Here is a 24,422-nt window from a genome sequence, read left to right on the forward strand (position 1 = left end):
GAGGCGGATGCCGACCTTCGTCAGCGGCCCTCCCCCTGAAGGGAGAGGGAATCTCACCCGGTTTGCAGCGATGCCTGTGCGAACTCGCTCCAGTCCCCTCTCCCTTCAGGGGGAGGGTTAGGGTGGGGGTGCGAAGCGATGGCTCTCCCCGCGCTATCCCCGGGTCAAATCCAGCTTCAGCCCCTCATGACTCGCCTTGAAGCCGAGGGACTCATAGAAGCGCAGCGTATCCTCCCGCGACTTGTCCATCGCCAACTGCACCAGCTCGCAGCCTTTCGCACGGCATTGCGCGATGGCCCAGTCGAGCATCTTGTGACCCAATCCGCCGCCGCGCCGCGATGTCTTGATGCGCACGCCCTCGATCTGCCCGCGCCACATGCCCAGACGCGCGATGCCGGGAATGAAGGAAAGCTGCAGCGACCCCACGATCTCGCCCGCCTCCTCGACCACCAGCAGGAACTGGTTCGGGTCCGCCGCGATGGCATCAAAAGCCGCAACATACTTCGCATTCAGCGGCCGCGACCCGTCCTCGCGCTTTGCGCCGATATAATCGTCGACCAGCATGTCGACGATGGCCTCGAGATCGTCGCGCGTTGCGCGGCGGAAGACGAGGCCCGCCATGCTCAAATCGCCTTCGCCAGCAGCGCGTTGAGCCGCTTGACGAACTGTACCGGGTCGGCCGGCGGCTCGCCGTCCTGGATCTTCGCCTGGTCGAGGAGCAGCCAGGCGGCTTCCGCGAGCTCGGCCCAATCGCCTTCCTTCGATGCCTGTTTCGCCATGGCGGCCACCAGCGGATGGCTGCCGTTGATCTCGAGGACGCGCGGCAGGCTTGCTTCCAGGCGTTTATGTTGCCGCAGCAGCCGCTCCAGATGCATGTCCATGTCGCCGCTGTCGGCAACCAGGCAGCAGGCGCTGTCGGTCAGCCGCTCGGAAAGGCGCACGTCCTTCACGCTGTCCTTCAGCGTCATTTTGAGGAACGAGACCAGCGCCTCGACATTGTCGGCAACCGGCTTCTTCTCTTCCGCCTTTTCGCCTTCGGGCGCTTTCACCGCATCGAGGTCGGAACCGCTCCGCGTTACCGAGCGGAACTCCTTCTCCTCGAACTTCTCCACTGCCGGAATCCAGAACTCGTCGATCGGGTCGGTCAGCAGCAGCACTTCGATGCCCTTGGCCTTGAACCCTTCCAGCTGCGGCGAGCGCGCGATCATGTCCAGATTGTCGCCGGAGATATAATAGATCGCCTTCTGCCCGTCCTTCATGCGGCCGACATAATCGGCAAGGCTCGTCCAGCCCTCCGAACCGGTCGAGCGGAACCGCGCCAGCTTCAGCAATTCCTCGCGCGAGGTCACATCCTCATAGAGGCCTTCCTTGAGCACGGCGCCGAAATTATCCCAGAAGGTCTCGTAGGGCGCCTTGTCGTCGTCATTGGCCTTCTTGGTGAGATCCGACAGGACACGCTTCACCAAAGCGGCGCGGATCTTGGCCAGGATCGGGCTCGCCTGCAGCATCTCGCGGCTGATATTGAGCTGCAGATCCTCGCTGTCCACCAACCCCTTCACGAAGCGCAGCCAACCCGGCAGGATTTCATCCGACTGGTCGGTGATGAAGATGCGCTTGGCGTAAAGCTTCAGCGATTGCTTGCGTTCCGGGTTGAACAGATCCATCGGCCGCTGCGACGGGATGAACAGCAGCGCCGTATAATCGATCTTGCCTTCCGCCTTGAAATGGATCGTGGCCCAGGGATCGTCCCAGGCATGGGCGATGTGGCGATAGAAATCGCGATATTGCTCAGGTGTGATGTCCGATTTCGATTTCGTCCAGAGGGCCGCCTGCTGGTTGACGTGTTTCTCTTCCGCCCCATCCTTGAGGTGGATCGGCAAAGCGACATGCTCCGAATGCTTGGCGATCACATGCTCGAGGCGCGCCGCCTCCAGCCATTCGGCTTCCTCTTTCTTCAGATGCAGCACGATCTCGGTCCCGCGCGTCGGCTTCTCCACCGCTTCCACGGTGAACTCGCCGGTCCCGTCGGAAACCCAGCGCCAGCCCTGGCTTTCGCCGGCCTTCCTTGAAATGACCTCGACCTTGTCCGCCACCATGAAAGCCGAATAGAAGCCGACGCCGAACTGGCCGATGAGGCTGACCTTCTGCTCCTGCGTCTTCGCCCCCGCCAATTCCTCGGCGAACTTCGCCGAACCGGAGCGGGCGATGGTGCCCAGATGGCTGATAAGGTCGTCCTTGTTCATGCCGATGCCGTTATCGGCGATGGTGAGCGTCTTCGCGTCCTTGTTCGTGGTGAGCGTCACCGCCAATTCACCGCCGCCCTCCAGCAATTCCGGCTGTGTCAGCGCCAGATAGCGCAGCTTGTCGCAAGCATCCGACGCGTTGGAGATGAGCTCCCGCAGGAAGACGGATTTATCGCTGTAAAGCGAATGCGCAACGATATGCAGCAGGCGCGAAACCTCGGCCTGAAAACCATGGCGTTCCAGCGTCATGATGGCGGTCAAACTCCAGATAAAGGGGCAATTTGACCGCTCATATGCGGCGAGTCGGGTGGAGAATCAAGAGGGCTGAAATCCAGCCACACCCCCACCCTAACCCTCCCCCTCAAGGGGGGAGAGGATGGTAGCAAGCCGGTGATGACCACCCTGTCTGAACCCCCTCCCCCCTTGAGGGGGAGGGTCGGGGAGGGGGGTATGGGCGATGATTCTTGAACAGCGAAACGCCACATGGGCCCAACGCTCTTCCCTCCCCCCTACGTGGGGGAGGGTCGGGGAGAGGGGGTAAGCGACGGCTGTCGCCCTCATAAAACCGTGTCATGGCCGGACTTGACCTGGCCATCCATGCGTTCAATGGCCGGCTGCATCCCGGGCGCTTTCCCAAAGTTCAGGATGTAGCGCCCAATACGACCTTGCGTCCGCTGCACAGGCGTAAGCGTCGACACCAAGGGCCTCGACTTGCCCTGGATAGTCATAGCAGGGGCGTGAGAGCTCGTAGGAGCCGTAGGCGGACATCACAACGAATGCCCAAACGATCCAGATGTTGCTGCCGCCCAGCCAGATTGCTGTCCGGGCGAAAGAATTGTCCACACGCGCCTTGACCCAAATCCAGATATCCAAACCGAATACGAGAATGATCAAGGTCAGGCCTGCGCCAAGCTCGCCTGGTATCCAATGCCCGCGCGACAAGGGCACGACGCCCTTGCCCATCGTCACCGCAAAATAGACGCCGATCGCAATCAAGCCGCTGATGAGCGCGGCGGCGAGTGATCGTCCTGCGATCATGCGCCTCGATCTAGGGTCAGTCTGCTGAATGAACAACGACAGGATCAGCTTCAGGATCACTGTCGGTATACCGATCAAGAAGAGCGAGAATATGAAGAAGAGGAAAACAATTTCGAAGAACTGAGAAATGTCGTCGATCATTGTCTTCCCCGATCCCAAGCTGACGTTGAGTTTATCGGCTTAACTTAAAGGTACAACTTTGGCGAAAAAATGACGCCGAGTAGCTCCACCCTCTCGGTCGGGCATGACGACGGGAGGCGTTTCCTCAACTCTCATGGCCGGGCTTGGCCCCGCCATCCACGAGTTTGTCGGCAAATGAAGGAATCAACTCGTGGATCCCCCGCCTGCGCGGGGGATGACAACGAGACAGGAAGCCCCAACGATGGCGGAGGACCTACTTCCGCAGTTCCCCGCCGGTGGCCTTGTTGACCGCCGCGACAACCTTGGCCGACAGCGCCTCGATCTCGGCATCGGTCAGGGTCTTGTCGCGGGGTTGCAACGTCACCGACAGTGCCAGCGACTTCTTCCCCTCAGGCAGCGAGCCACCGACGAAGATGTCGAACAGCTTCACATCCGTGATGAGCGCCTTGTCGGCGCCCTTGGCGGCTTTCACCAGCTTCTCGGCGGCGACACCCGCATCGACGATGAAGGCGAAGTCGCGCTCCAGCGGCTGCAGGGCCGAAGCGTTGAGCAGCGGCCGGGCCGTGCCCTTGGCGCGCGGGGCCGGCAGGCGTTCCAGGAACAGTTCGAAGCCGACCGCCGGGCCTTTGACGCCCAGCGCCTGCGTCACCTTCGGATGGATGGTGCCGAACTGACCGAGGATGGTGGGGCCCAGGCGCAGCACGGCCGACTGGCCGGGGTGATAATGCGCCGGTGCCGCCGCTTCGAGCTGCAAATTCTCGACCGGCACGCCGAACGCCGAAAGGATCGCGAAGGCATCGGCCTTGGCGTCATAGGCGTCCAGGGGCCGTTGCTTCACCTGCCAATGGCGCGGCGTCGAACCGACGCGCAGACCGGTTGCGGCGAGGATCTGTTCCTTGGCGGTCTCACCGAGATAAGTGGGACCGACTTCGAACAGCGCCAGATCGGCAAAGCCGCGCGCGGCATTCCGTTCCGCCGCCATCAGCAGATTGCCCAGGATCGAGGGCCGCATCACGTCGAGATCGGCGCTGATCGGGTTGGCGAGCGGCACCAGGGCATTACTGCCGGCGAACATCGCAGCCACGTTGCTCGGCATGAAGCTGAAGGTCACGGTCTCATTGAGGCCGCGTACGGCCAGCAGGCGCTTGGTCTGCTGCACGCGCTTCTGCGTCAGGGTCACAGCAACCGGCGGCATGGCGCCGAGGCGCGGCAGCGAGGTCGCGGGGATATGGTCGAAGCCATGCACGCGCATGACCTCCTCGACGATATCCGCCTCGCCTTCGACATCGGCGCGGAACGAAGGAACCGTGACGAGCCAGGAATCCTGCCCCGGCTCGCTCACCTTGAAGCCGAGATCGACGAGGATCTGCCGCTGCCGGTCGGTGGCGACATCGACGCCGCCGAGGAAGGCAACGCGCGACGGGCGATAGACGATATCGCGCAAGGCAGTCGGCAACGTGCCGGCGCTGGTCACTTCCGAGACCTCGCCACCGCAAAGCTCCAGAATGAGGCGCGTCGCCACATCGACACCCCAGGTCGCCGATTGCGGGTCGAGCCCGCGTTCGAAACGATAGCGCGCGTCGGAAAGGATGCCGAGCTTGCGGCCCGTCTTGGCGACCATCACGGAATCGAACAGCGCCACTTCCAGGAAGACATTGGTGGTCGCATCGGAGCAGCCGGAAACCTCGCCGCCCATGACGCCGCCGATCGCTTCCGGCCCGTTCTCGTCGGCAATGACGATGATGCCGGGTTCGAGCGTGTAGGTCTTGCCGTCAAGCGCCTGGATGGTTTCGCCTTGCCTGGCCTGCCGCATGACGACATCACCCTTCACCTTGTCGGCGTCGAAGACATGCAGCGGGCGGCACAGGTCGAAGGTCACGAAATTGGTGATGTCGACCAGGGCCGAAATGGGGCGAAGGCCGATCGAGGTCAGCCGGTCCTGCAGCCATTGCGGCGAAGGACCGTTCTTGACGCCCTTGAAATAGCGGCCGGCGACGTAAGGCACGCTGGCCTTGGCGCTCTCGTCGATCTTCCAGGAGATCGGGCTCTTGAACGTGCCCTTCACATGGCTTTCGTTGAGCGGCTTCAGCTTGCCGAGGCCCGCCGAGGAGAGATCGCGCGCAACACCATAGACGCCGAGGCAATCGGCGCGGTCCGGCGTGATCTTGATCTCGATGACCGGATCGCCGAGGCCGCGATACTCGACGAAGCTGGCGCCCACCGGCGCATCTTCGGGAAGTTCGATGATGCCGTCATGATCCTGGCCCAAACCCAGTTCGCGGGCCGAGCACAGCATGCCGTTCGAGGCTTCGCCGCGGATATTGCCGGCTTTGAGATCGAGGCCGGTGCCGGGCACATGCGTTCCCACGGGCGCGAAGACACCTTTGAGGCCCGTGCGCGCATTGGGGGCGCCGCAGACGACCTGCAGGATGCCTTTGCCGGTATCGACCTGGCAGACGCGCAGGCGGTCGGCATTCGGGTGCTGCTTCGCCTCGACCACATAGCCGACGACGAAGGGCTTCAAGGATTGCGCCTTGTCCTCGACGCCTTCGACCTCAAGGCCCAGATCGGTCAATTTCTTGGTGATGGTGGCAAGATCCGCATCGGTGTCGAGATACGTCTTCAGCCAGGAAAGCGTGAATTTCATCGTGTCAGTCCTCCCACCGCGGTGGGGATATCAAGGGGGACGAAGCCGTAATGCCTGAGCCAGCGCAAATCGGATTCGTAAAAGGTTCTCAGATCGGGGATGCCGTATTTCAGCATGGCGATGCGCTCGATGCCCATGCCGAAGGCGAAGCCTTGGTACTTGGCGGGATCGATGCCGCAATTCTTCAGCACATTCGGGTGCACCATGCCGGAGCCGAGGATTTCCAGCCAGTTCTTGGCATTGCCGTCCTTGTCGCCGCCGAGCTTCAGCTCGCCGCCCGACCGGTCGCAGCCGATATCGACCTCCGCCGAGGGTTCGGTGAAGGGGAAATAGCTGGGACGGAATCGGACCGGCAGATTGTCGATGCCGAAGAAGGCGCGCACGAAATCCTGCAGGCAGCCTTTGAGGTGCCCCATATTGGTATGCGTGTCGATCACCAGACCTTCGACCTGATGGAACATCGGCGAATGGGTCATGTCGGAATCAACGCGGTAGGTGCGGCCCGGGCAGATGACGCGGATGGGGAGGTCGCCCTTCAGCATGGTGCGAATCTGCACCGGCGAGGTGTGTGTCCGCAGCACCATCTGGCTGCCATCTTCTTTCTGCGGCAGATAGAAGGTGTCCTGCATCTGGCGCGCCGGATGGTCGGCCGGGATGTTGAGCGCGGTGAAATTGTGGAAATCGTCCTCGATATCCGGCCCTTCCGCGACGCTGAAACCCATCTCGCCGAAGATGGCGATGATCTCGTCGATGGTCTGGCTGATCGGGTGGATGCGGCCCTCATATTCGGGGCGCGCGGGGAGGGTGAGGTCGAGCGTCTCGCGCGCGAGCTTCGCGTTCAAGGCGGCATCGCCGAGATGGGCCTTCTTTGCGTCGATGGCGGCGGCGACCTCGTCCTTCACCACGTTGATCTTGGCGCCGAACTCCTTGCGCGCATCCGGGCTCATCGTGCCCAGCGTCTTCATCAGGCCGGAAATCTCGCCCTTCTTGCCCAGCGCATCGACGCGCACCTGTTCCAGCGTTTCGATGCTGGCGCTCTCCGAGACGGCATCCAGCCATTTCTTCTGCAGTTGCCCGAGGTCCTGACCAGTCTCACTCATCGTTCGATCCCTTTTGATCGGCTTATTCATAGGTCGCATGTCGCGGAAACAAAAAAGGAGGCTCGGAATGAACCGGCCTCCACCTTCGTTGCCATATGGCGCGATCGGAGCCGGTTAGTCCAGTTGCAGCAGAAACAAGCTCAAGGCACCGCCCAGCAGGGTCTGCGGCTTGCCGTCGATATAGGCCTGCTCGAACGCAACCTTGCGGGTCTCGCGATTGTTGACGAATTCCAGGGCGATCTGATGCTTGGCGCCGGACTGGCCGACGCGCTCGATATCGGCCGTCACCAGCACGATGGAATCGTTGTTGTAGCGCTCGGCCTTGCCGCCCTTCCAATCGACCGAGCCGCGGGCGCCGGCGATCTCGCGCACGACCGCGTCGTTCGACTTGCCGGGCACAACGCTCTCGGCCGCCTGCACGGCCGCCACATCGTCCTTATAGGAATCGCAAGCCGTCAGCGCCGGCATAGCCAGCGTGACGGCTGCAATCACAAAAAGAGATTTGAGGCGAAGCGCCGGCATGGCTGCCCTTACTTCGCCAGCGCCTCTTGGGCCTGCTTCACCAGCGCCGCAAAAGCGGCCGGCTCGTGAATGGCGAGATCGGAGAGGACCTTGCGGTCGACCTCGATGCCGGCCTTCTTCACGCCGTTGATGAACTGCGAATAGGTGAGGCCGTGCTCACGGACGCCGGCATTGATGCGCTGGATCCAGAGGCCGCGGAAATCGCGCTTCTTGGCGCGACGGTCGCGGTACGCATACTGCAGGCCCTTTTCGACCTTCTCGATCGCAATGCGGAAATTCGTTGAGGAACGCCCGACATAGCCCTTGGCCATCTCGAGCACTTTTTTGTGGCGGGCGTGGGAGGTAACGCCCCGCTTGGTACGTGCCATTTCAGTTCTCCGTCAAAAAGCGTCTTAAAGACCGTTGGGGATGAAGAATTTGATGACCTTCTTGGCATCAACATCGGCCATGACCTCGCCGCGGCGGGCCTGGCGCTTCATCTTCGTCGGCTTGCTGATAAGGCGGTGACGCTTCTGGGACGGCTTGAATTTGACCAGACCAGAGGCAGTGAGCTTGAAGCGCTTTTTGGCGCTGCTCTTCGTCTTCATCTTGGGCATTTCAGTATCCTATTGAAATGATTATGCATTCGGCTGCGTTTGGGCATGCCCTATGGTTCGCCTTGGACGCATTCTTAGGCCGTGCGGGGCGGGTTATATCGCCGGGACCCCCGGATGACAAGTCCCCGCTACCTCTGTAACCGGCTAAACGGATTTAGCTGGTTACGTAGCCGCAGGCCGTCAAAGCCGGGATCATGTGGGGCGGTGGCGGGGCCGAGACCTGAATCGGGTCTTTTCGGGGGTATAAAGGGACGAAAAGGGAGCGGGAATGGAGGTGTAATTTGGCGCTCGGGCGGGGGGATCCCGGGGGGATGTACTGCGGCTCGCCCAGAATGGGGCACCCCAGATGCGCGAGATGCACCCGGATCTGATGGGTCCGCCCGGTCTTCGGGGAAAGCTCCAGCCACCAATAGCCGCCACCCGATCCCAGCACCTTATAGTCAGTGACCGCCTTCTGGGCATCCTTCTCACCCGCATCCACGACGACCATGCGCCAGCCGCCGGCGCGGGTGGAGAGCTTCTTCAAGGCGGCTGAAATCGTGCCGGATTCCGCCGGCGGGGCAGCGTTCGTGACCGCCCAATAGGTCTTCCCGATCTGGCCTTCCTGGAAGAGTTTCCCCAGCCGCGAGAGCCCTTTGTGCTGCCGCCCCAGAGCGAGGCAACCCGACGTGTCGCGATCGAGGCGGTGCGCCAGGGCAGGCGGTTTGGGCAGGCCGAAGCGCAAATGCTCGAAATCGCGTTCGAGATTGGGGCCGCCGCCGGGACCGGCATGGACGGGAAGCCCCGCCGGCTTGTCGATCACCAGCATCAGCGCATCGCGATAGAGGATGCGGGCCTGGATTTCCGCCGGTGTCATGCGGGCTTCGGTTCGAGCACTTCAGGCATGTTGGTTTCGGCCAGGGCCGTCAAAGCCCAGTCGCGGAAGGCGGCGATACGGGCAAGGTCGGTCTCGTCCGGCCGGCAGACCAGGGTATAGGTGCGGCCCGTCATGATGCTGATGTCGAAGGGGGCGACCAGCTGGCCGCTCTTGACCTCGTCGGCGCACAGACGCGGGTCGACTTCGGTAACGCCACCGCCGGAGAGGGCCGCTTGTACCGCCTGATCAGCGGTTTCCACCACCACGCCACGCTCGACGGGGACACCGGCAAAGCCCACCTGGCGCGCCAGCAGCCGCCAATCGTGCCAGGAATCGTTCCCCTGGCGGATATGAAGGAGCGGGGCCTTGGCGATCATGGTTTTCACATCTGGCCAGGCCGATTTCTTGAGGAGATCGGGCGCGCAAAGCGGCGAGGAACGCTCGCGCATCAACACATCGGCGATGAGCCCATCGGCCTCGATCTCGCCGAAGAGGATGGCAAGGTCATGGCCGGAGTTGCGGAAATCGGGATTGACCGGCGGCGTTTCCAGCCGGATTTCGAGATCCGGATTGGCCCGCTGGAACTCCGGCAGACGCGGCAGCAGCACGCGCCGGGCGAAGGTCGGCGGCACGGCGAGGCTCAAGGGCGGCTTCTTCGACTGGCGCCGGAACGAGCCGATGATCGCATCCATGCGGTCGAAACTGTCGGTAAGGACAGGCAGCAGGCGCTTCCCTTCATCGGTCAGCTCCAGCTGCGCTTTCCGGAGGATGAGGGCGACACCGAGGATGTCCTCAAGATTCTTGACCTGACGGGACACCGCGCTTTGCGTCACCAGCAATTCGTCGGCGGCCTTCGTGAAGCTTAAGAAACGGGCCACGGCTTCGAAGGCGCGCAGCGCGTTCAAAGGCGGGAGCTGGCGTCTGTTCTTGTTTCGGTTCGTGCTCATGAAACGCTGTCGGATGATGACAAGTGGTGGCCTACCGGGCCTTGGCGGCGCGCAATTTAGCAGCCTCACCCGCGAAAGGCGCTAGGCTTATCTTTAAAATCTCACGGCCATTGCCACGTACCCATGCCTGACCGTTTGGTTGGGGTTTCGTGGCGCGTAAAAAGCGCGGGGAAAGCGCAAACATTTCTGCCCAATTGCGCGTCATGAGCGCATGCGCGGAGCTCATATCGTGAAATCCAGTCAACAAATTTCACTTTTGTGCAAAGGCGTGATTGACCTTGCCACCCGAATGCCTAATCTTGGCGCCGCGCAGAATCCTGGCCTTACATAAGGCCGAGCCCACAAAATGCCCCAATAAGAAGGGCGCTTGGGGTGTGTGGCGGATAGCGCGGCATCAAGACGGGGGCTCTATATCGTGTCAGCTGCTGTAGCTGTCGAAGCTAAGAACGTAAGCAAGATTTTCGGGACCGGTGGCGCTGAAGTCCGCGCGCTCGACAATGTCTCGGTGACTATCCGCCAAAACGAATTTTTCACGCTTCTCGGGCCGTCGGGCTGCGGCAAGACGACCTTGCTGCGCCTCATCGCCGGCTTTGAAATGCCGAGCGACGGGTCGATCCTGCTCGAGGGCGATGAAGTGGCGCATCTGCCGCCCTATAAGCGGCATGTGAACACGGTGTTTCAGTCCTACGCGCTGTTTCCGCATATGACGGTGGCGCAGAACATCGCCTTTGGTCTGGAAATGCTGGGCAAGCCCAAGGCCGAGGTGCAGCAGACGGTTGCCGCCATGCTGAAGCTCGTGCGCATGGAAGAGCTGAAGGACCGCCGCACCAGCCAGATTTCAGGCGGCCAGCAGCAGCGCGTGGCACTGGCCCGCGCCCTGGCGCCGAAGCCGAAGGTGTTGCTGCTCGACGAGCCGCTCTCGGCCCTCGATCTGAAGCTGCGCAAGGAGATGCAGATCGAGCTGAAGCGCATGCAGCTTGAAACCGGCATCACCTTCATCTTCGTGACGCACGATCAGGAAGAAGCCCTCACCATGTCGGACCGCATCGCGGTCATGTCGAAGGGCAAGATCCTGCAGATCGGCTCGCCCTACGAGATCTATGAGCATCCGACCGTCCGCTTCGTTGCCGACTTCATCGGAGAGACCAATTTCATCGAAGCTGAAGTGACACAGCGTATCGGCAATGACGGCCAGATCAAGCTGCCCTCGGGCGTCGTGATCAGCCATCCGGTCGCCGAGAATGTCGGCGTCGGTGCGCGCGTGACGCTCGCCATCCGGCCCGAGCGCATCGAGCTGGTGCGGCCCGGTGCCGAGGCGCACCTTACCGGCAGCATTTCCAATGTCGTCTATTTCGGCACCGATACGACCTATCACGTGCAAGTCGACGGCACGAACCAAGCGGTGACGGCGCGCGTGCAGAACCGCCGCGGCCATCAGGAAACGGTGAAGGTCGGCGACCCCGTGGGACTGCGGATCGCGCCCGACGCGATGCAGATCCTGAAGGACTGAGGCGCATGGCGACCGGACCCAGCAACCCCGCCGCTGCGGCCTCCGCCGCCGCAGACCGGCGCGACACGCGCAATCGCTGGCTGCTGTCGGCGCCGGCGCTCATCATCCTGCTCTTTGCCGCGATCGGCCCGCTTGCCATCGTCGTCGTTTATTCCTTCCTGACCAAGGGCGGGTATGGCGGCGTTGAATGGAAGTTCTCGACCGATGCCTGGTTCGGCGTGGTCTTCCAGAAGGACATCTTCACGGACCAGGTGACGCTGGCGGATGCCCATATGAGCATTCTGTGGCGGTCGCTGAAGCTCTCTTTCCTGTCGACCCTGCTGGCGCTGATCTTCGGCTTTCCGACCGCCTATTTCATCGCCACGCGCAATGAGAAATCGCGCGATCTGTGGCTGTTCCTCATCACCATTCCGTTCTGGACCAATCTTCTCATCCGCACCTTCGCGGTGATGGAAGTGATCCGCAACGAGGGCATCGTCAATTCGATCCTGATCGCTCTCGGCATCGTCGACCAGCCGGTGCAGATCCTGTTCACCGACGGCGCTGTGATGATGGGCCTCCTCTATGTCTATCTGCCGCTGATGGTGCTGCCGCTTTATGCCAGCATGGAACGGATCGACTTCCGCCTCGTGGAAGCGGGCTATGATCTCTATGCGACGCGCTGGCGCGTGCTGCGGCACGTCATCTTCCCGCTGGTGAAGCCCGGCGTCATCGCCGGTTCGATCCTGGTCTTCATCCCCTCGCTCGGCGCCTATGTGACGCCGCGCGTTCTGGGTGGCGGCCGCAACCTGATGCTCGGCAACCTCATCGACATGCAGTTCGGTCAAGCCCGCAACTGGCCGCTGGGTGCCGCCCTTTCCATCACGCTGATGGCGGCGGTCATGATCGCGCTGCTGTTCTATGTGAAGAACGCCTCGAAGGCGGAGGTGCGTCATGGCTGATACCGCCAAGACGGCGCCCGCTCCCGCCACGAAGCGCAAGTTCGGCCGTGGCTTCGACGTCAAGCAGCAGACCGGCTTTCCGACGATCGCCATGCTCTGCTTCCTGATGCTTTATGCGCCGATCCTGACGCTGGTGGTCTATTCCTTCAATGCCGGCACCTCGGTCGCCATCTGGGAAGGTTTCTCGTGGCGCTGGTACATTTCGGCCTGGGCCAACGAGCAGGTGAAGGACGCGGCGTTCCGCTCGCTGACCATCGCCCTTGTCGCGGCTTTGGTCTCGACCTTCGTCGCCACGCTGGCGGCGCTGGCGACGACGCGCACCAAGCCGTTCCCGGGCCTGACCTTCATCTACGCCTTCATCAACCAGCCGCTGATGGTGCCGGAAATCGTTACCGGTGTGGCGCTTCTCATCTTCTTTGCGGCGATCAAAAACGCGACCGGCTATACGGGTCTTGGCTATCTGCTGGCGGCCCATACCGCCTTTTGCATTCCTTTTGCCTATCTGCCGATCCGGGCGCGGCTCGAGAACATGGACCTGTCGCTGGAACGGGCGGCGGCCGATCTCTATGCGACACCGATCCAGACCTTCCGGCGCGTCACCTTGCCGCTGCTGTGGCCGGGCATTCTGGCCGGTGGCATGCTTGCCTTCGTCATCTCGCTTGACGACGTTGTGATCACGGAACTGGTGAAATCAGGCGGACAGGATACGCTGCCCACCTATATGCTGGGTCAGTTGAAGCGCGTCGTGACGCCGGAAATGAACGCCATCTCGTCGGTATTCCTGGCGATTTCGATCGTGATGGTGACCATATTCTTCCTGATCAACAGGAAGAAGTCGTAACCGATCTGCCGCGGTTCGCCCGCGTCCCGCTTGGGTGCCGCCAGTCTGGGCGGTGCGAAAACGGGGGGAGGCGCGCCGGCGGAGAAGTAAAGGGTTCGGTTGGGGTCCGTCGTTCGGGCCCCGTAAGTTGGACTAGGGAATGCCCAGAATGTCAGGCGAAGACCTGGCAACGGGCTGTGCAGCAAGTTGGAGGATCTCGTGACATATCTACCGGCATTCAAGAGTACGGCTGTAGCCATCACCATCATGCTGGCGCTTGCCGCCTGCGGTGAGAAGAAGGAAGAGGCGGCGCAGGAGTCGAGCAACACGACGACGACCGCACCCGCGACCAACACCACGGAAACCGCTCCGGCGACCAACGCCACCGAGACGGCGCCCGCCACCAACACGACCGAGACCGCTGCTGCGGCTCCGGCCGGCGGCGTCCTCAACATCTACAACTGGGGCAACTACACCAATCCGAAACTCCTCGAGAAGTTCGAGAAGGACACCGGCATTAAGGTGACGGTGACCGATTACGATTCGAACGACGTCGCGCTCGCCAAGATCAAGGCCGGCGGCCACGGCTTCGACATCGTCGTCCCCAGCTCGAACTTCGTGCCGATCTTCATCCAGGAAGGCCTCCTGGAAGAAACGAAGCCGAACACCATGCCGAACTTCAAGAACATGGACCCGAAGTGGGTCGATGTTGAGTTCGACAAGGGCCGCAACTACACGGTTCCCTGGCAGTGGGGCACGACCGGCATCACGGTCAACACCAAGGCCTATCAGGGCGATCCCAACACCTGGGCGATCCTGTTCGACACCCCGGCCGAACTGAAGGGCAAGGTCAACGTCGTTCCGGAAATGAGCGATGTGATCGCCGCGGCCCTTGCCTATAAGGGCAAGAACCCGGTCTGCAACGGCAATAAGGACGACCTCAAGGAAGCCCGCGACACGCTGGTCAAGGCGAAGCCGGACTGGATCTCGATGGATTACGGCAATGTCGAGAAGTACGCCAAGGAAGATCTGATGGCGGGCCTCAACTGGAACGGCGCGTCGATGCGCGCGCGTCTCCAGAACGACAAGATCGTCTATGGCTATCCGAAGGAAGGCATCGCCGTCTGGATGGATAACGTCGCGGTCGTCAAGGGCGCGGCCAACATGGAGAACGCGAAGAAGTTCCAGAACTACATCATGGATCCGGAAAACGCGGCGCTGATCTCCGATTTCGCCAAGTATGCGAACGGCATCGTCGGCTCGGACAAGTTCCTCGACCCGGCTTTCGCCAACGCGCCGGAAATCGTCCTGCCCGAGGGCCAGAAGACCTTCATCATGCCGGCTTGCCCACCGGAAGTGACGGAGCTCTACACGGCCATCTGGACCGAACTGACGAAGTAAGCTGACAAATACCCGTTGCCATGACGCCCGTTCCGCAAGGAACGGGCGTCATGTGCAAGGGGCGGGCGACACCACCCGATTGGGTGGCGCGAATGACGGCTTGAAATAGCCGTCATGGTCCGCGAAGGCGGACCACCCATGAGTGTCTATCCTGCGATTTATTTGCTGCAGGGAAGTTCGTGGGTGGTCCGCCTTCGCGGACCATGACGAGTGAAGGCGATGAGCGTCGGAGCACACTTTCCCCGCATACCCCGTACCGAATGGGATCGCGCGCCTTTCAATCGCTGGTCGTTCCAGCATGTGCGCGAGATCCTGCCGACGGCGGAGGTGTGGCGTGGGGCGGGACCGGCGAGCGCATTGTCCCGGCGCCCCTTTCGCCTCGACGAGGTGCGCTTCAAGGCGGCCCGCGGCGAGATCAGCATCCGCCAATTCCTCGACGACAATTTCACCGACGGCTTCATCGTCCTCAAAAACGGCGCCATCGTCTTCGAGCGCTATATGAACGGGATGCATGAACGCTCGGCGCACCTGTCGCAATCGGTCGCCAAATCGCTGACCGGCGCGCTTATCGGCATCCTGGTGCATCAGCGCATCCTGGATAAGGATGCCGAAATCACCCGCTATCTTCCCGAACTCAAGGACACGGCCTATGCCGGCGCGACGTTGCAGCATGTGCTCGACATGCAGTCGGGCGTCGCGTTCGACGAGACATATACCGATCCCTATTCGGATGTCGGGCGCACCGATGTCGCGTCCGGCTGGAAGCTGAAGCCGGCCGGCGATACGCGCGACTGGCCGGCGACGATGTGGCAACAGGTGCTGACGTTGAAGAAGGGGGAGGCAGCGCATGGCAGCCGGTTCAGCTATCGCTCGATCGAGACCGATGTGCTGGGCTTCGTCGCCGAGCGCGTGACGGGCACGCGCCTGCCGGAGCTGATGAGCCGTGAAATATGGCAGAAGCTCGGGGCCGAGGAGAGCGCCTATTACACGGTCGATCCGTCGGGCTTCGCCCTTGGCGACGGTGGCTTCAATGCCACGTTGCGGGACTATGCGCGCTTCGGCCTGATGATCGCGCAGGACGGCGCGATCGGCGGCCGTCAGATCGTCCCTGCCGCCTGGATCGCCGAGACGCGGCGCGGGGACCATGCGAAGTTCGGGCCCGATTATCGCGAAACCATGCCGCACGGCGCCTATCACAACCAGTTCTGGATGTCGGATTACCGTCGCCCGGCACTGTCCTGCCATGGCGTCTTCGGACAGTGGATCCATGCGGATCCGGAATCGGGCATCGTCATCGTCAAACTCTCTTCCTGGCCGGATTTCCTCGACGATGCGCGCTTCGTCGAACAGGAAGATGCCGCTGCCGCCATCGTGAGGGCACTCGCTCATGGTTGACCATAGCCGATTGCAGCATCCGCCCCGCGATGGTTGGGATCGCGCGCCCTGGAACCGCTGGTCGTTCCAGCATGTGCGCGAGATCGTGCCGACCGCCGAGGTGTGGCGCGGCCGCGCGGCGCCGCGCGCGTTCGAGCGCCGCCCGCTGCCGCTGGAGAAGATCCGCTATCAAGGCGATGGCGGCGAGAAATCGATTGCCGAATTTCTCGATGCGACCTTCACCGACGGCTTCATCGTGCTGCACAAGGGCGCCATCGTCTTCGAGCGCTATATGAACGGCATGCATGAGCGGACGCTGCATCTCTCGCAATCGGTGGGCAAGTCGCTGATCGGCATCCTGGTCGGCATCTATCAGGCGCGCGGCTGGATTGACATTGCCCAGCCCATCACCCGCTATCTGCCCGAACTCGCCGCCACCGCCTATGCCGGGGCCAGCGTCGGGCAGATCCTCGACATGCAATCGGGCGTCGCCTTCGACGAAACCTATACCGATCCCTTCTCGGATATCGCCAAGATCGATGTCGCCTGCCAGTGGCGGCCGCGGCCCCAGGACGGGCGCGATTGGCCGGAAACCTGCTGGGACGTGGTGCTGGGCCTCAAGAAGAAGGCCAGCGAGCACGGCGCGCAATTCTCCTATCGCTCGATCGAGACCGACGTGCTGGCCTTTGCCCTGGAACGGATTTCCGGAAAGCGCCTGCCCGAAATCGTCAGCAGCGATTTGTGGCAACCGCTCGGTGCCGAGGAGAGCGCCAACTACACGGTCGATGCCGCCGGTTATGCCTTGGCCGATGGCGGCTTCAACGCAGCCTTGCGCGACTATGCACGCTTTGGCGAGATGCTGACCAATGACGGGCTTTTCAACGACCGCCAGATCGTGCCCGCGGAATGGGTGCAGGGCTGCCGCGTGGCCGAGCATGAGAAGTTCACCGGTGATTATCGCATCGCGACGCCGATGGGGGCCTATCGCCGCCAGTTCTGGCTCGAAGACCATCGCAAGCCGGTGCTCATGTGCCGCGGCGTGTTCGGCCAGCTCATTTATTCCGACCCGGAATATGGTTTCACCGCGGTGAAGCTCTCGTCCTGGCCGGATTTCCGCAACAACGAGTTGCTCCGGGAAACGCTGGCGGCGCTCAATGCGCTGAAGCGCGCCCTTAACAAATAATCATCGCGTCATCATCAGGGGAACATCATGAAGAACGACGATCTGATCTATATGAGCGCCACGGAAGCGGCGGCGCTTTTCCGCAAGAAGAAGCTCTCACCCGTCGAGTTGATGTCGGCCGTGATCGAGCGGGCGGAAAGCGTCGAGAAGAAGATCAACGCCTTTACCTTCAAGCATTACGACGAGGCGATGGACCTCGCCAAAGCGGCCGAGGCCAAGTTCATGAAGAAGGGCGCCAAGGTCGGCGCGCTCGAGGGCCTGCCGATCGCCATCAAGGATGAAAGCTGGATCGCGGGCAAGCCGACCTCCTACGGCTCGCTCACCACCAAGGATTTCGTCCCCGACAAGACCTCGCCCAACAACGAGCGCATCCTGGCCGCGGGCGGCATCGTGCATGCGCGCACCGCGACGCCGGAATTCTCCTGCGCCTCCTATACCCATTCGCGCCTTTGGGGTGTGACGCGCAATCCGTGGAACCGCCGGTTCACGACCGGCGGCTCGTCCGGCGGGTCGGGTGCGGCACTTGCCGCCGGCACCGCGCCCTTGGCGATGGGCTCCGACATCGGCGGGTCGATCCGCATTCCGGCCGCGGCCTGCGGCGTCGTCGGCTACAAGCCGCCCTATGGCCGCAACCCGGACGATCCGCCCTTCAACCTCGACCCCTATTGCCATACCGGGCCGATGGCGCGGACCATCCAGGACACGATCCTGCTGCAGAATGTCATCTCCGGTCCCAGCCCTTACGACATCGCCTCGCTCAGGCCGAAGCTGCGCCTCCCCACCGACTACAAGCCGATCAAGGGCTGGAAGATCGCCTATTCGCTCGATCTCGGCATCTATGATGTCGACAAGGAAGTGATCGCCAACACCAAGAAGGCGCTGCGCCTCTTCAAGAGCCTCGGCGCCACGGTCGAGGAGGTCGATCTCGGCTGGACGCGCAACGCCATCGATACCGGCATGTGGCACCTCGAGCATCTCTTCGGTACGCAGCTCAACCAGACGGCCAAGAAGTACGGCCATCTGATGACAACCTATGCCAAGAATTTCGCGCGCAAGGGCTCGAAATCGACCGCCGATCTCTTCTTCAAGTCGATGGAAGGGGCGGTGAAGATGTATGAGACTTTTGGGCCGATGATGGAGAAATACGATCTCTTCATCTGCCCGACCACGGCCCTCCCGGCGGTGAAGGCCGATTTCGACGAGAACAAGGATCAGGTCCGCATCAACGGCAAGGTCTCGCCCCTGCCCAAGGTCTTGGCCTGGTGCATGACGACGCCGTTCAACACGCTGTCACGCTGCCCGGTCCTCGCGGTGCCGACGGGACATGCCGCGAACGGCGTCCCGACCTCGATCCAGCTCATCGGCCGCACCTATGCCGATGCCGATGTGTTCCGCGCCGGCATCGCCTATGAAACGGCGGCCGGTGGCTGGTATACTGCACGCAAATCGCGACCGGACCTTTAAGGGCATCATGCGGACCATCTATACCGAAGCGCATCGCCAGCAGGATGGCGGCCACGAACTGCTCGAAGGGCAGTTCGTGAAGGCGCATGAGTCGCCAAGCCGCGCCGACTTCGTCATCAACCGCGTGCGCGAGGTGAAGCTCGGCGAGGTGCTGGAGCCCCAGGGGTTCAGCCTCGATCCGATCCTCAAGGTGCATGACAAGGGCCTGGTCGATTTTCTCGCCACCGCCTGGGACCAGTGGGCGGCGACGGGGCGCACTTTCGATGCGCTGCCCCATGTCTGGCCGGTGCCGGGCCTCGGCCGGCGCCTGTCCGACAGCATCGACGGCAAGCTCGGCTATTATGCGATCGACGCCGGCACGCCGATCATGAAGGGGACCTGGAACGCGGTCAAAGCCTCGGCAGATGTCGCGCTTACCGCGCAGAAGCTGGTTGCGACCGGCGAACGCGCGGCCTTCGCGCTCTGCCGACCGCCCGGACACCATGCCGGCAGCGATTTCTATGGCGGCTATTGCTTCCTCAACAATGCCGGCATCGCCGCGCAGGCCTTCCGTGATCAGGGGGCCAAGCGCGTCGCCATCCTCGACGTCGACTATCATCACGGCAACGGCACGCAGCAGATGTTCTTCGAGCGCGACGACGTGCTCACCATCTCGCTCCATGCCGATCCGAAGCAGGAGTTTCCCTATTTCATCGGCTATGCCGACGAGATCGGTGCCGGCGCCGGCGAGGGATATCACATGAACCTACCTCTGCCCTGGGGCACGGACTGGGCGCGCTATTCGGAAGCGCTCGAACATGCGATGAAGCGGATCGAGCAGTATGGTGCCGAGGCGCTGGTCGTCTCGCTGGGCCTCGACACGTTCGAGGAAGACCCGATCTCGCGCTTCAAGCTGAAGCAGGGCGACTATCCGAAGATGGGCGAGCGCATCGCCTGGGCGGATCTGCCGACCCTCTTCGTGATGGAAGGGGGCTATGCGGTCGAGGCGCTCGGCGTCAACACCGTCAACGTGCTGCTCGGTTTCGAGCAGCGCTAGGGAAGGAAACGGGAAGCGGTGCGGCGGCAGTTCAGATCGGTCCTCAACTGGCTGAAGCGGCCGTCGGTGCTCCTCGCCGTCATCGGCCTGGTGCTGCCGAACATCGCCTTCGTGGCGTTGAATCTGGCCGGTGTCGGCGTACCGCCGCGCACGCTTCCGATCATCCTCTATATGCTGGCGGCGGCCAGCATCCGCTTTCTGCCGAGCCCGCTCGTTGTCATTTTCTTTATCGCGGCCCTCGCCTTCGACGTCATCTATTGCGCGACCCAGCTTTTCGGCCTGACGCTGACCGAAGCCTTGTTCGCGCTGCGTTTCATCAACGAACTCGATATCCTGCAGTCGACGCTCTATGTCGTGCTGATCGTGCTGCTCAGCAGCGTTTTCGGCAGCGCTTTCTATCTGCTCGTGCGTTTCGCCCGGCAGCTGAAGGGCGCGCGCTGGACGTTGATGCTGGCGCTGGGGCTGCTGACGATCCCCGCCGACATCCTGCTCAACACGCCCAAGGATTCCAATTTCTGGCTGCGCATCGGCGGCACAGACCGGCCGTTCGAATCGGCGATCACGAAATCGGGCTTCATCCAGCTGGTCGAGCAGCCGAACGGCCGGCCGATGCTGGTGATGATCGTCGAGGCGATGGGGCATTTCGACGATCCGGCGATGCAGAAGCTGCTGGAGGATGCGATCCGCAGTCATGGGATCGAGGGGCGTTATGACGTCACGACCGGCACTAACAGCTTCATCGGCGGCACCACCTCGGCCGAGATGCGCGAATTCTGCCAGACGCGCGATTCATACATGGACCATCTCGACAAGCCGCGGCCCGATTGCCTGCCGTTCCATCTGGAGAAGATGGGCTATCACACGGTCGCCTATCACGGCTTCTCGCAGGGCATGTTCGAGCGCGGAAAATGGTGGCCGCAGATCGGCTTCACCGAGCGCCATTTTGGCGAAGACCTGTTTCATCCCGGCGAGCGCCTTTGCGGCGACGTCTTTGTCGGCGTGTGCGACCCCAAGCTGGTGAAGGACATCGCGGCACGACTGAAAGCCGCAACGGAGAAGGAGTTCGCCTATCTCCTCACCTTCAACACCCATGTGCCGGTGATCGGCAGCCAGGGCTACAACCACCTCGACTGCCAGCATCATGACCCGCGCCTGCCTGAACGCGAAGTCTGCTTCATGGCGGACGCCTGGATCGAGTTGTTGCAGACGGTCGCAGCCACTTATGCCGATCCGGCGCAGCCGCCTGCCGAAATCCTCATCGTCGGTGATCACGCCCCGCCGCTTTGGTACCGGAAGGCACGCGATCTCTTCACACCCGGCGAGGTGACCTGGTTCCGCCTCAGTCCGAAGAACTAGTTGGCCTTGACGTAGGCGGCACCGCCTAGGCGTTCGAGGAAGGCGCGGGCGAGGTTGTATTCCAGGAACTGGCGCATGTTGGTGTCGACGACATGCTGGAAATATTCCCGGGCGCGCGCTTTGTCGCCGCGCACCATCGCCGCCGATCCCAGATAGAAATGCCAGTCGAAATCCTGGTATTTGCGCAGGATCTCGGTGCCCGTGCCGGCCGCTTTCTCAAGATCGGCCTCGCTCATCTCGCCCAGAAGATGGAGGGCGAGCGGTGCCGGCCATTCCGTTGTCGGCCAGCGCTTGAGCAGATCGCGGAGCGCCGCTTCGGCTTCCTTCTTCTGCCCGGCTTCACTGAGGACGACATAGAGGAGCAGCGGATCGAAGGGTTCGGTCGGATCGAGCTTGGCGCCCTCGCGATAATCCGCGGCGGCGCCGGCGAGGTCACCCTTGATCTGCCGAACAGTCCCGCGCAGGGCAATGCGCGGCCCGTCCGGCTTGTCGTCGAGGCGGATCGCCTGATTGATGTCGTTGAGTGCCGCATTTACCTCGCCGAGATCGAGGTGGAGGATCGCGCGCGAACTGATCGCCGACGGATTGTCCGGTTCGATCGCGAGAGCTGCCGCGATGTCGGCGAAGGCATCGTCCATGCGGCGGGCCCGCATATAGTAGCTGGCGCGTTCGACCAGCAAATAGGAAGCGTCGGGCCGCGCCTTGATGACGGCGTCGTAATCCTCGCCCGCACCTTTGACGTCGCCGAGTTCCATGCGCGCATTGGCGCGCGTGATCCGCGCCGAGATGTTGCCCGGATCGAGCTTCAACGCAGCATCGTAATCACCTAGCGCCGCGCGATAGTCGTAATTGCCGTAGAGCAGCGAGCCCCGGGCGATGCGCAGGCGTGCGCTGTCGGGAAACCGGCGGGTGAGAATTTCGAAATCGGCCAGGGCTGCCCGGCTGTCGCCCTGCAGCTTGTCGTTGCGATAGCCGCGCAGCAGCGCGCGGGCATAGAGGGCCGGGGCGAAGTTCGGATCCGCCCGAAGTGCTGCCGAATAGTCGCTGAGAGCCGAAGGTTGATCCTCGGCCGTTTCCCGCCACAGCCCGCGACGGGTGAGCAGCATCGGGCTGTGCGGTTTCTGCGCGAGCGCCTTGGTGAGGTCGTCGATGGCCGGCTTGGGATTCTTGATGTCGTACCCGCGATCGGCGCCATGATGCTTGGCAAGATAGGCTTCTGTCTTGGCATCCTTGGGAAGATAGGGCGCAACCTTGTCGATGAACGCGGAGACGGGGACCGCCGTCGGCAGCAAATCGAGATAGTCGGGCGATCCGACATCGACAATCTGCGGCTTCAATTCATCCCAATGTTCATTCTTGCCGATGACGGTGATCGCCATCACGCGGGGCCAATCCTCCCCCGCTTCAGGCTTCGCGGCGATGATCGGCCCGCCCGAATTTCCAGGCAGCGTCGTGCAATCATGCTGCCAGCCGGTGCTGTCGACCTGGCCCAGCAGCGTGCAGGCGGGATCGGCCGTCAGCGTGTCGTTATTGTGGTCGGCAGGCAGCCCCACCGAGACAACGGGGCGCGCGCCGCCATTCACCGTCATCTCCTGGGTGCTGAGCGGCAGCAGCTTCAGATAGCCAAAGCCCTCGTCACCGAGGCAGCGATCAAGCTTGAGGAGCGCCCAATCGTCCCAGCCGGCCTTGAGCCAGGCGGCGCGCCGGTCGGCGGTGGACCCACTGTCGAAATCATGGTTCTCGCCCCAGACGACCGGGCGCGCCGGGCTCAAGGCCGCGAAGGAATGGGCTTCGCGGTATTCGGGGCCAAGTTCGCCGCTGCCGGCAAAGAACAGCAGCACCTGATCCGAACTGATGCCCTCGGGTTCGGCGACCACATGGGCGGCGGTGAGGACATGGCACGGCGAAACCAGGAAACCCGTGCCGATCGCGGCGGTGTCGGCGCCCAGATGCAGGACCATGCCGACGGCACCCATCGGCGAGCCGGTCTCACGCGGGACGCTGATCCGGTCATCGACCATCTTGGCAGGGGCAAGGCCCGGTGCCAGAGCGAGGATGCCGAAGAGGGCCGTCAGAAACAATCGCATGCGCATTTAGCTGTCCGATCCGAAGCAGTCTAAAGGAGGGTGGTCAACCATCATGGCGAAAATGAGACACGCGTCCCGCGGCTGACGGATCCCGATCATGCGCGGCGCTGTGCCATGAAATAGCGGCCGGGTTTGACGTCGGGCGGGAGCGGCAGCGGCGCCAGCGCCGGGTCGTCGATCGCCTGATCACTGACGATGACGGCACCGGGCGCCATCAGGGCGACGATCTGCGGCGTAAGGCGACGGGCCAGCGCCTGGCTCGCGGCGGCGTCGCCGCTTCCCAGATCGACATGGATGAAGGCGGCGGCGTGGCGACCCAGCCGCGCGAGGGCCAGGGACAAGGTCTCGGTAAAGTCGCCGAGGAACAGGCGCTCGGGCGCCGGAATGCAGTCGGGATGCGCCGCCACTTGGCGGTCGAAGACATAGATATCGCGAGCGGGGCAGATCTCGCGCAGATGATCGAAGGTCCGGCCATTGCCGAGACCCAGTTCGAGGACCACGCCCGGAACGTCGCGCACAAGTTCCGCACCGGTGGCAAGGCAAGCGCGCTGTGCCTCAAGGCGCCGGATAAAGCTGTCGAGACGACTCATGATTGCAATGGCATCGCGATCGCTTCTTGAGCGGAAACCACCAAGGCGGTCACTTCCTGGCCGCCACGGCTTCGCGCAATTGCGTGTTCATATGCTCGATACGTTGAGCCAGTACGCGCATCACTTCGATTCCGATCGAGGGGAAGTCGGTCACCATGCGGAAGAAGAGTTCCTTGGTGATCTTGAGGACGGTCATCTTCTCCGTGGCGCGGATGGTCGCCGTGCGCGGCACATCCATCAAGATGCCGATCTCGCCGACGAAAGCACCGGGTCCGACATCGGCAACCTTGAGCGGCCCTTCCGCCGTCTCGACCAGGATATCCGCGGCACCGGAGAGGATGATATAGGCGGCATCGGCCGTATCGCCCTGATGGAACAATTGGTCGCCGGGCTGATATTGGGCCCGCTCGCTGGCAAAGGCCATCAGCTTCAGCTTCGCCGGTTCAACCTTGGCAAAAAGCGGAATGCGCTTCAGCGCTTCGACATCTTCCTGGATACTCATGACATCCATCCCGATAGTAACGGCCAAAATGATGGTCGATCTGGTGCCGTCACGCCCGTCCCGAGCGT

The 24,422-nt window shown here is 62.5% G+C and carries 22 protein-coding genes; 9 read left to right on the plus strand and 13 right to left on the minus strand.

The window, feature by feature from the left end:
* Window positions 1–153 precede the first annotated feature (153 nt).
* From ACE3PP_RS03705 to ACE3PP_RS03750, 10 genes are all read right to left on the minus strand, one after another.
* Window positions 154–621 carry an N-acetyltransferase family protein gene (locus tag ACE3PP_RS03705; protein WP_374378058.1) on the minus strand — a complete coding sequence of 156 codons (468 nt, stop codon included), beginning with the start codon at window positions 619–621 and terminating at the stop codon, window positions 154–156.
* Between the two features lie 2 nt (window positions 622–623).
* On the minus strand, window positions 624–2,492 hold the full coding sequence (htpG, locus tag ACE3PP_RS03710; RefSeq protein ID WP_374378060.1) for a molecular chaperone HtpG: 1,869 nt from the start codon (window positions 2,490–2,492) through the stop codon (window positions 624–626).
* A 354-nt stretch (window positions 2,493–2,846) separates the two neighbouring features.
* Window positions 2,847–3,422 carry a hypothetical protein gene (locus ACE3PP_RS03715; protein ID WP_374378062.1) on the minus strand — a complete coding sequence of 192 codons (576 nt, stop codon included), beginning with the start codon at window positions 3,420–3,422 and terminating at the stop codon, window positions 2,847–2,849.
* A gap of 253 nt (window positions 3,423–3,675) precedes the next feature.
* Window positions 3,676–6,069: a phenylalanine--tRNA ligase subunit beta gene (gene pheT, locus ACE3PP_RS03720; protein ID WP_374378063.1), complete on the minus strand. Its 2,394-nt coding sequence runs from the start codon at window positions 6,067–6,069 to the stop codon at window positions 3,676–3,678.
* Window positions 6,066–7,169 carry a phenylalanine--tRNA ligase subunit alpha gene (gene pheS, locus ACE3PP_RS03725; RefSeq protein ID WP_374378065.1) on the minus strand — a complete coding sequence of 368 codons (1,104 nt, stop codon included), beginning with the start codon at window positions 7,167–7,169 and terminating at the stop codon, window positions 6,066–6,068. The genes pheT and pheS overlap by 4 nt, the downstream gene beginning before the upstream one ends.
* Before the next feature lie 114 nt (window positions 7,170–7,283).
* A complete protein-coding gene (locus ACE3PP_RS03730) occupies window positions 7,284–7,691 on the minus strand; it encodes a hypothetical protein (protein WP_374378067.1) in 408 nt (135 codons plus the stop codon).
* Between the two features lie 8 nt (window positions 7,692–7,699).
* On the minus strand, window positions 7,700–8,059 hold the full coding sequence (rplT, locus tag ACE3PP_RS03735) for a 50S ribosomal protein L20 (protein WP_320500204.1): 360 nt from the start codon (window positions 8,057–8,059) through the stop codon (window positions 7,700–7,702).
* A gap of 24 nt (window positions 8,060–8,083) precedes the next feature.
* Window positions 8,084–8,287 (minus strand): 50S ribosomal protein L35, encoded by a 204-nt coding sequence (gene rpmI / locus ACE3PP_RS03740; protein ID WP_320500203.1) that lies wholly within the window; start codon window positions 8,285–8,287, stop codon window positions 8,084–8,086.
* Window positions 8,288–8,441: 154 nt separating this feature from the next.
* Entirely contained in the window at window positions 8,442–9,143 is a 702-nt protein-coding gene (locus tag ACE3PP_RS03745; RefSeq protein ID WP_374378070.1) for an RluA family pseudouridine synthase, read from the minus strand.
* A complete protein-coding gene (locus ACE3PP_RS03750; protein ID WP_374378071.1) occupies window positions 9,140–10,090 on the minus strand; it encodes a LysR substrate-binding domain-containing protein in 951 nt (316 codons plus the stop codon). The genes ACE3PP_RS03745 and ACE3PP_RS03750 overlap by 4 nt, the downstream gene beginning before the upstream one ends.
* A gap of 415 nt (window positions 10,091–10,505) precedes the next feature.
* Here ACE3PP_RS03750 and ACE3PP_RS03755 point away from each other — a divergent pair, with 415 nt between their 5' ends.
* The 9 genes from ACE3PP_RS03755 to ACE3PP_RS03795 all read left to right on the plus strand — a co-directional run bounded on the left by ACE3PP_RS03755 (window position 10,506) and on the right by ACE3PP_RS03795 (window position 21,175).
* Window positions 10,506–11,600 (plus strand): ABC transporter ATP-binding protein, encoded by a 1,095-nt coding sequence (locus ACE3PP_RS03755; protein ID WP_374378073.1) that lies wholly within the window; start codon window positions 10,506–10,508, stop codon window positions 11,598–11,600.
* A gap of 5 nt (window positions 11,601–11,605) precedes the next feature.
* Window positions 11,606–12,541, plus strand: a complete 936-nt coding sequence (locus ACE3PP_RS03760) for an ABC transporter permease (RefSeq protein WP_374378075.1) — start codon at window positions 11,606–11,608, stop codon at window positions 12,539–12,541.
* Window positions 12,534–13,382, plus strand: a complete 849-nt coding sequence (locus ACE3PP_RS03765) for an ABC transporter permease (RefSeq protein ID WP_374378077.1) — start codon at window positions 12,534–12,536, stop codon at window positions 13,380–13,382. Before ACE3PP_RS03760 ends, ACE3PP_RS03765 begins: the two co-directional genes overlap by 8 nt.
* A gap of 198 nt (window positions 13,383–13,580) precedes the next feature.
* Window positions 13,581–14,762: an extracellular solute-binding protein gene (locus tag ACE3PP_RS03770; RefSeq protein ID WP_374378079.1), complete on the plus strand. Its 1,182-nt coding sequence runs from the start codon at window positions 13,581–13,583 to the stop codon at window positions 14,760–14,762.
* Between the two features lie 219 nt (window positions 14,763–14,981).
* Window positions 14,982–16,157: a serine hydrolase domain-containing protein gene (locus tag ACE3PP_RS03775; protein ID WP_374378081.1), complete on the plus strand. Its 1,176-nt coding sequence runs from the start codon at window positions 14,982–14,984 to the stop codon at window positions 16,155–16,157.
* Window positions 16,150–17,319, plus strand: a complete 1,170-nt coding sequence (locus tag ACE3PP_RS03780; RefSeq protein ID WP_374378083.1) for a serine hydrolase domain-containing protein — start codon at window positions 16,150–16,152, stop codon at window positions 17,317–17,319. The genes ACE3PP_RS03775 and ACE3PP_RS03780 overlap by 8 nt, the downstream gene beginning before the upstream one ends.
* Before the next feature lie 27 nt (window positions 17,320–17,346).
* Complete coding sequence (locus tag ACE3PP_RS03785) at window positions 17,347–18,783, plus strand: amidase (RefSeq protein WP_374378085.1); 1,437 nt, start codon at window positions 17,347–17,349, stop codon at window positions 18,781–18,783.
* A 7-nt stretch (window positions 18,784–18,790) separates the two neighbouring features.
* Entirely contained in the window at window positions 18,791–19,819 is a 1,029-nt protein-coding gene (locus ACE3PP_RS03790; protein WP_374378086.1) for a histone deacetylase family protein, read from the plus strand.
* 18 nt (window positions 19,820–19,837) lie between these two features.
* Window positions 19,838–21,175 carry a hypothetical protein gene (locus ACE3PP_RS03795; RefSeq protein ID WP_374378088.1) on the plus strand — a complete coding sequence of 446 codons (1,338 nt, stop codon included), beginning with the start codon at window positions 19,838–19,840 and terminating at the stop codon, window positions 21,173–21,175.
* Here the strand turns inward: ACE3PP_RS03795 and ACE3PP_RS03800 are convergent.
* The 3 genes from ACE3PP_RS03800 to ACE3PP_RS03810 form a co-directional block, all read right to left on the minus strand.
* Window positions 21,172–23,268 (minus strand): tetratricopeptide repeat protein, encoded by a 2,097-nt coding sequence (locus ACE3PP_RS03800; protein WP_374378090.1) that lies wholly within the window; start codon window positions 23,266–23,268, stop codon window positions 21,172–21,174. The two genes, ACE3PP_RS03795 and ACE3PP_RS03800, sit on opposite strands and share 4 nt — an antisense overlap.
* Window positions 23,269–23,357: 89 nt before the next feature.
* Window positions 23,358–23,852, minus strand: a complete 495-nt coding sequence (locus ACE3PP_RS03805) for a class I SAM-dependent methyltransferase (protein ID WP_374378092.1) — start codon at window positions 23,850–23,852, stop codon at window positions 23,358–23,360.
* Window positions 23,853–23,901: 49 nt separating this feature from the next.
* Window positions 23,902–24,354: a cyclic nucleotide-binding domain-containing protein gene (locus tag ACE3PP_RS03810; RefSeq protein ID WP_374378094.1), complete on the minus strand. Its 453-nt coding sequence runs from the start codon at window positions 24,352–24,354 to the stop codon at window positions 23,902–23,904.
* Window positions 24,355–24,422 lie beyond the last annotated feature (68 nt).

It is taken from the genome of Dongia sp., assembly GCF_041910485.1.
Taxonomy (GTDB): domain Bacteria; phylum Pseudomonadota; class Alphaproteobacteria; order Dongiales; family Dongiaceae; genus Dongia.

Coding starts and splice junctions, on each gene's coding strand:
- pheT (WP_374378063.1), bottom strand. CDS start 6,069: ATGAAATTCACGCTTTCCTGGCTGAAGACGTATCTCGACACCGATGCG.
- ACE3PP_RS03800 (WP_374378090.1), bottom strand. CDS start 23,268: ATGCGCATGCGATTGTTTCTGACGGCCCTCTTCGGCATCCTCGCTCTG.
- ACE3PP_RS03805 (WP_374378092.1), bottom strand. CDS start 23,852: ATGAGTCGTCTCGACAGCTTTATCCGGCGCCTTGAGGCACAGCGCGCT.
- ACE3PP_RS03760 (WP_374378075.1), top strand. CDS start 11,606: ATGGCGACCGGACCCAGCAACCCCGCCGCTGCGGCCTCCGCCGCCGCA.
- ACE3PP_RS03810 (WP_374378094.1), bottom strand. CDS start 24,354: ATGAGTATCCAGGAAGATGTCGAAGCGCTGAAGCGCATTCCGCTTTTT.
- ACE3PP_RS03705 (WP_374378058.1), bottom strand. CDS start 621: ATGGCGGGCCTCGTCTTCCGCCGCGCAACGCGCGACGATCTCGAGGCC.
- ACE3PP_RS03750 (WP_374378071.1), bottom strand. CDS start 10,090: ATGAGCACGAACCGAAACAAGAACAGACGCCAGCTCCCGCCTTTGAAC.
- ACE3PP_RS03730 (WP_374378067.1), bottom strand. CDS start 7,691: ATGCCGGCGCTTCGCCTCAAATCTCTTTTTGTGATTGCAGCCGTCACG.
- ACE3PP_RS03775 (WP_374378081.1), top strand. CDS start 14,982: ATGAGCGTCGGAGCACACTTTCCCCGCATACCCCGTACCGAATGGGAT.
- htpG (WP_374378060.1), bottom strand. CDS start 2,492: ATGACGCTGGAACGCCATGGTTTTCAGGCCGAGGTTTCGCGCCTGCTG.
- rpmI (WP_320500203.1), bottom strand. CDS start 8,287: ATGCCCAAGATGAAGACGAAGAGCAGCGCCAAAAAGCGCTTCAAGCTC.
- pheS (WP_374378065.1), bottom strand. CDS start 7,169: ATGAGTGAGACTGGTCAGGACCTCGGGCAACTGCAGAAGAAATGGCTG.
- ACE3PP_RS03745 (WP_374378070.1), bottom strand. CDS start 9,143: ATGACACCGGCGGAAATCCAGGCCCGCATCCTCTATCGCGATGCGCTG.
- ACE3PP_RS03785 (WP_374378085.1), top strand. CDS start 17,347: ATGAAGAACGACGATCTGATCTATATGAGCGCCACGGAAGCGGCGGCG.
- ACE3PP_RS03780 (WP_374378083.1), top strand. CDS start 16,150: ATGGTTGACCATAGCCGATTGCAGCATCCGCCCCGCGATGGTTGGGAT.
- rplT (WP_320500204.1), bottom strand. CDS start 8,059: ATGGCACGTACCAAGCGGGGCGTTACCTCCCACGCCCGCCACAAAAAA.
- ACE3PP_RS03715 (WP_374378062.1), bottom strand. CDS start 3,422: ATGATCGACGACATTTCTCAGTTCTTCGAAATTGTTTTCCTCTTCTTC.
- ACE3PP_RS03790 (WP_374378086.1), top strand. CDS start 18,791: ATGCGGACCATCTATACCGAAGCGCATCGCCAGCAGGATGGCGGCCAC.
- ACE3PP_RS03765 (WP_374378077.1), top strand. CDS start 12,534: ATGGCTGATACCGCCAAGACGGCGCCCGCTCCCGCCACGAAGCGCAAG.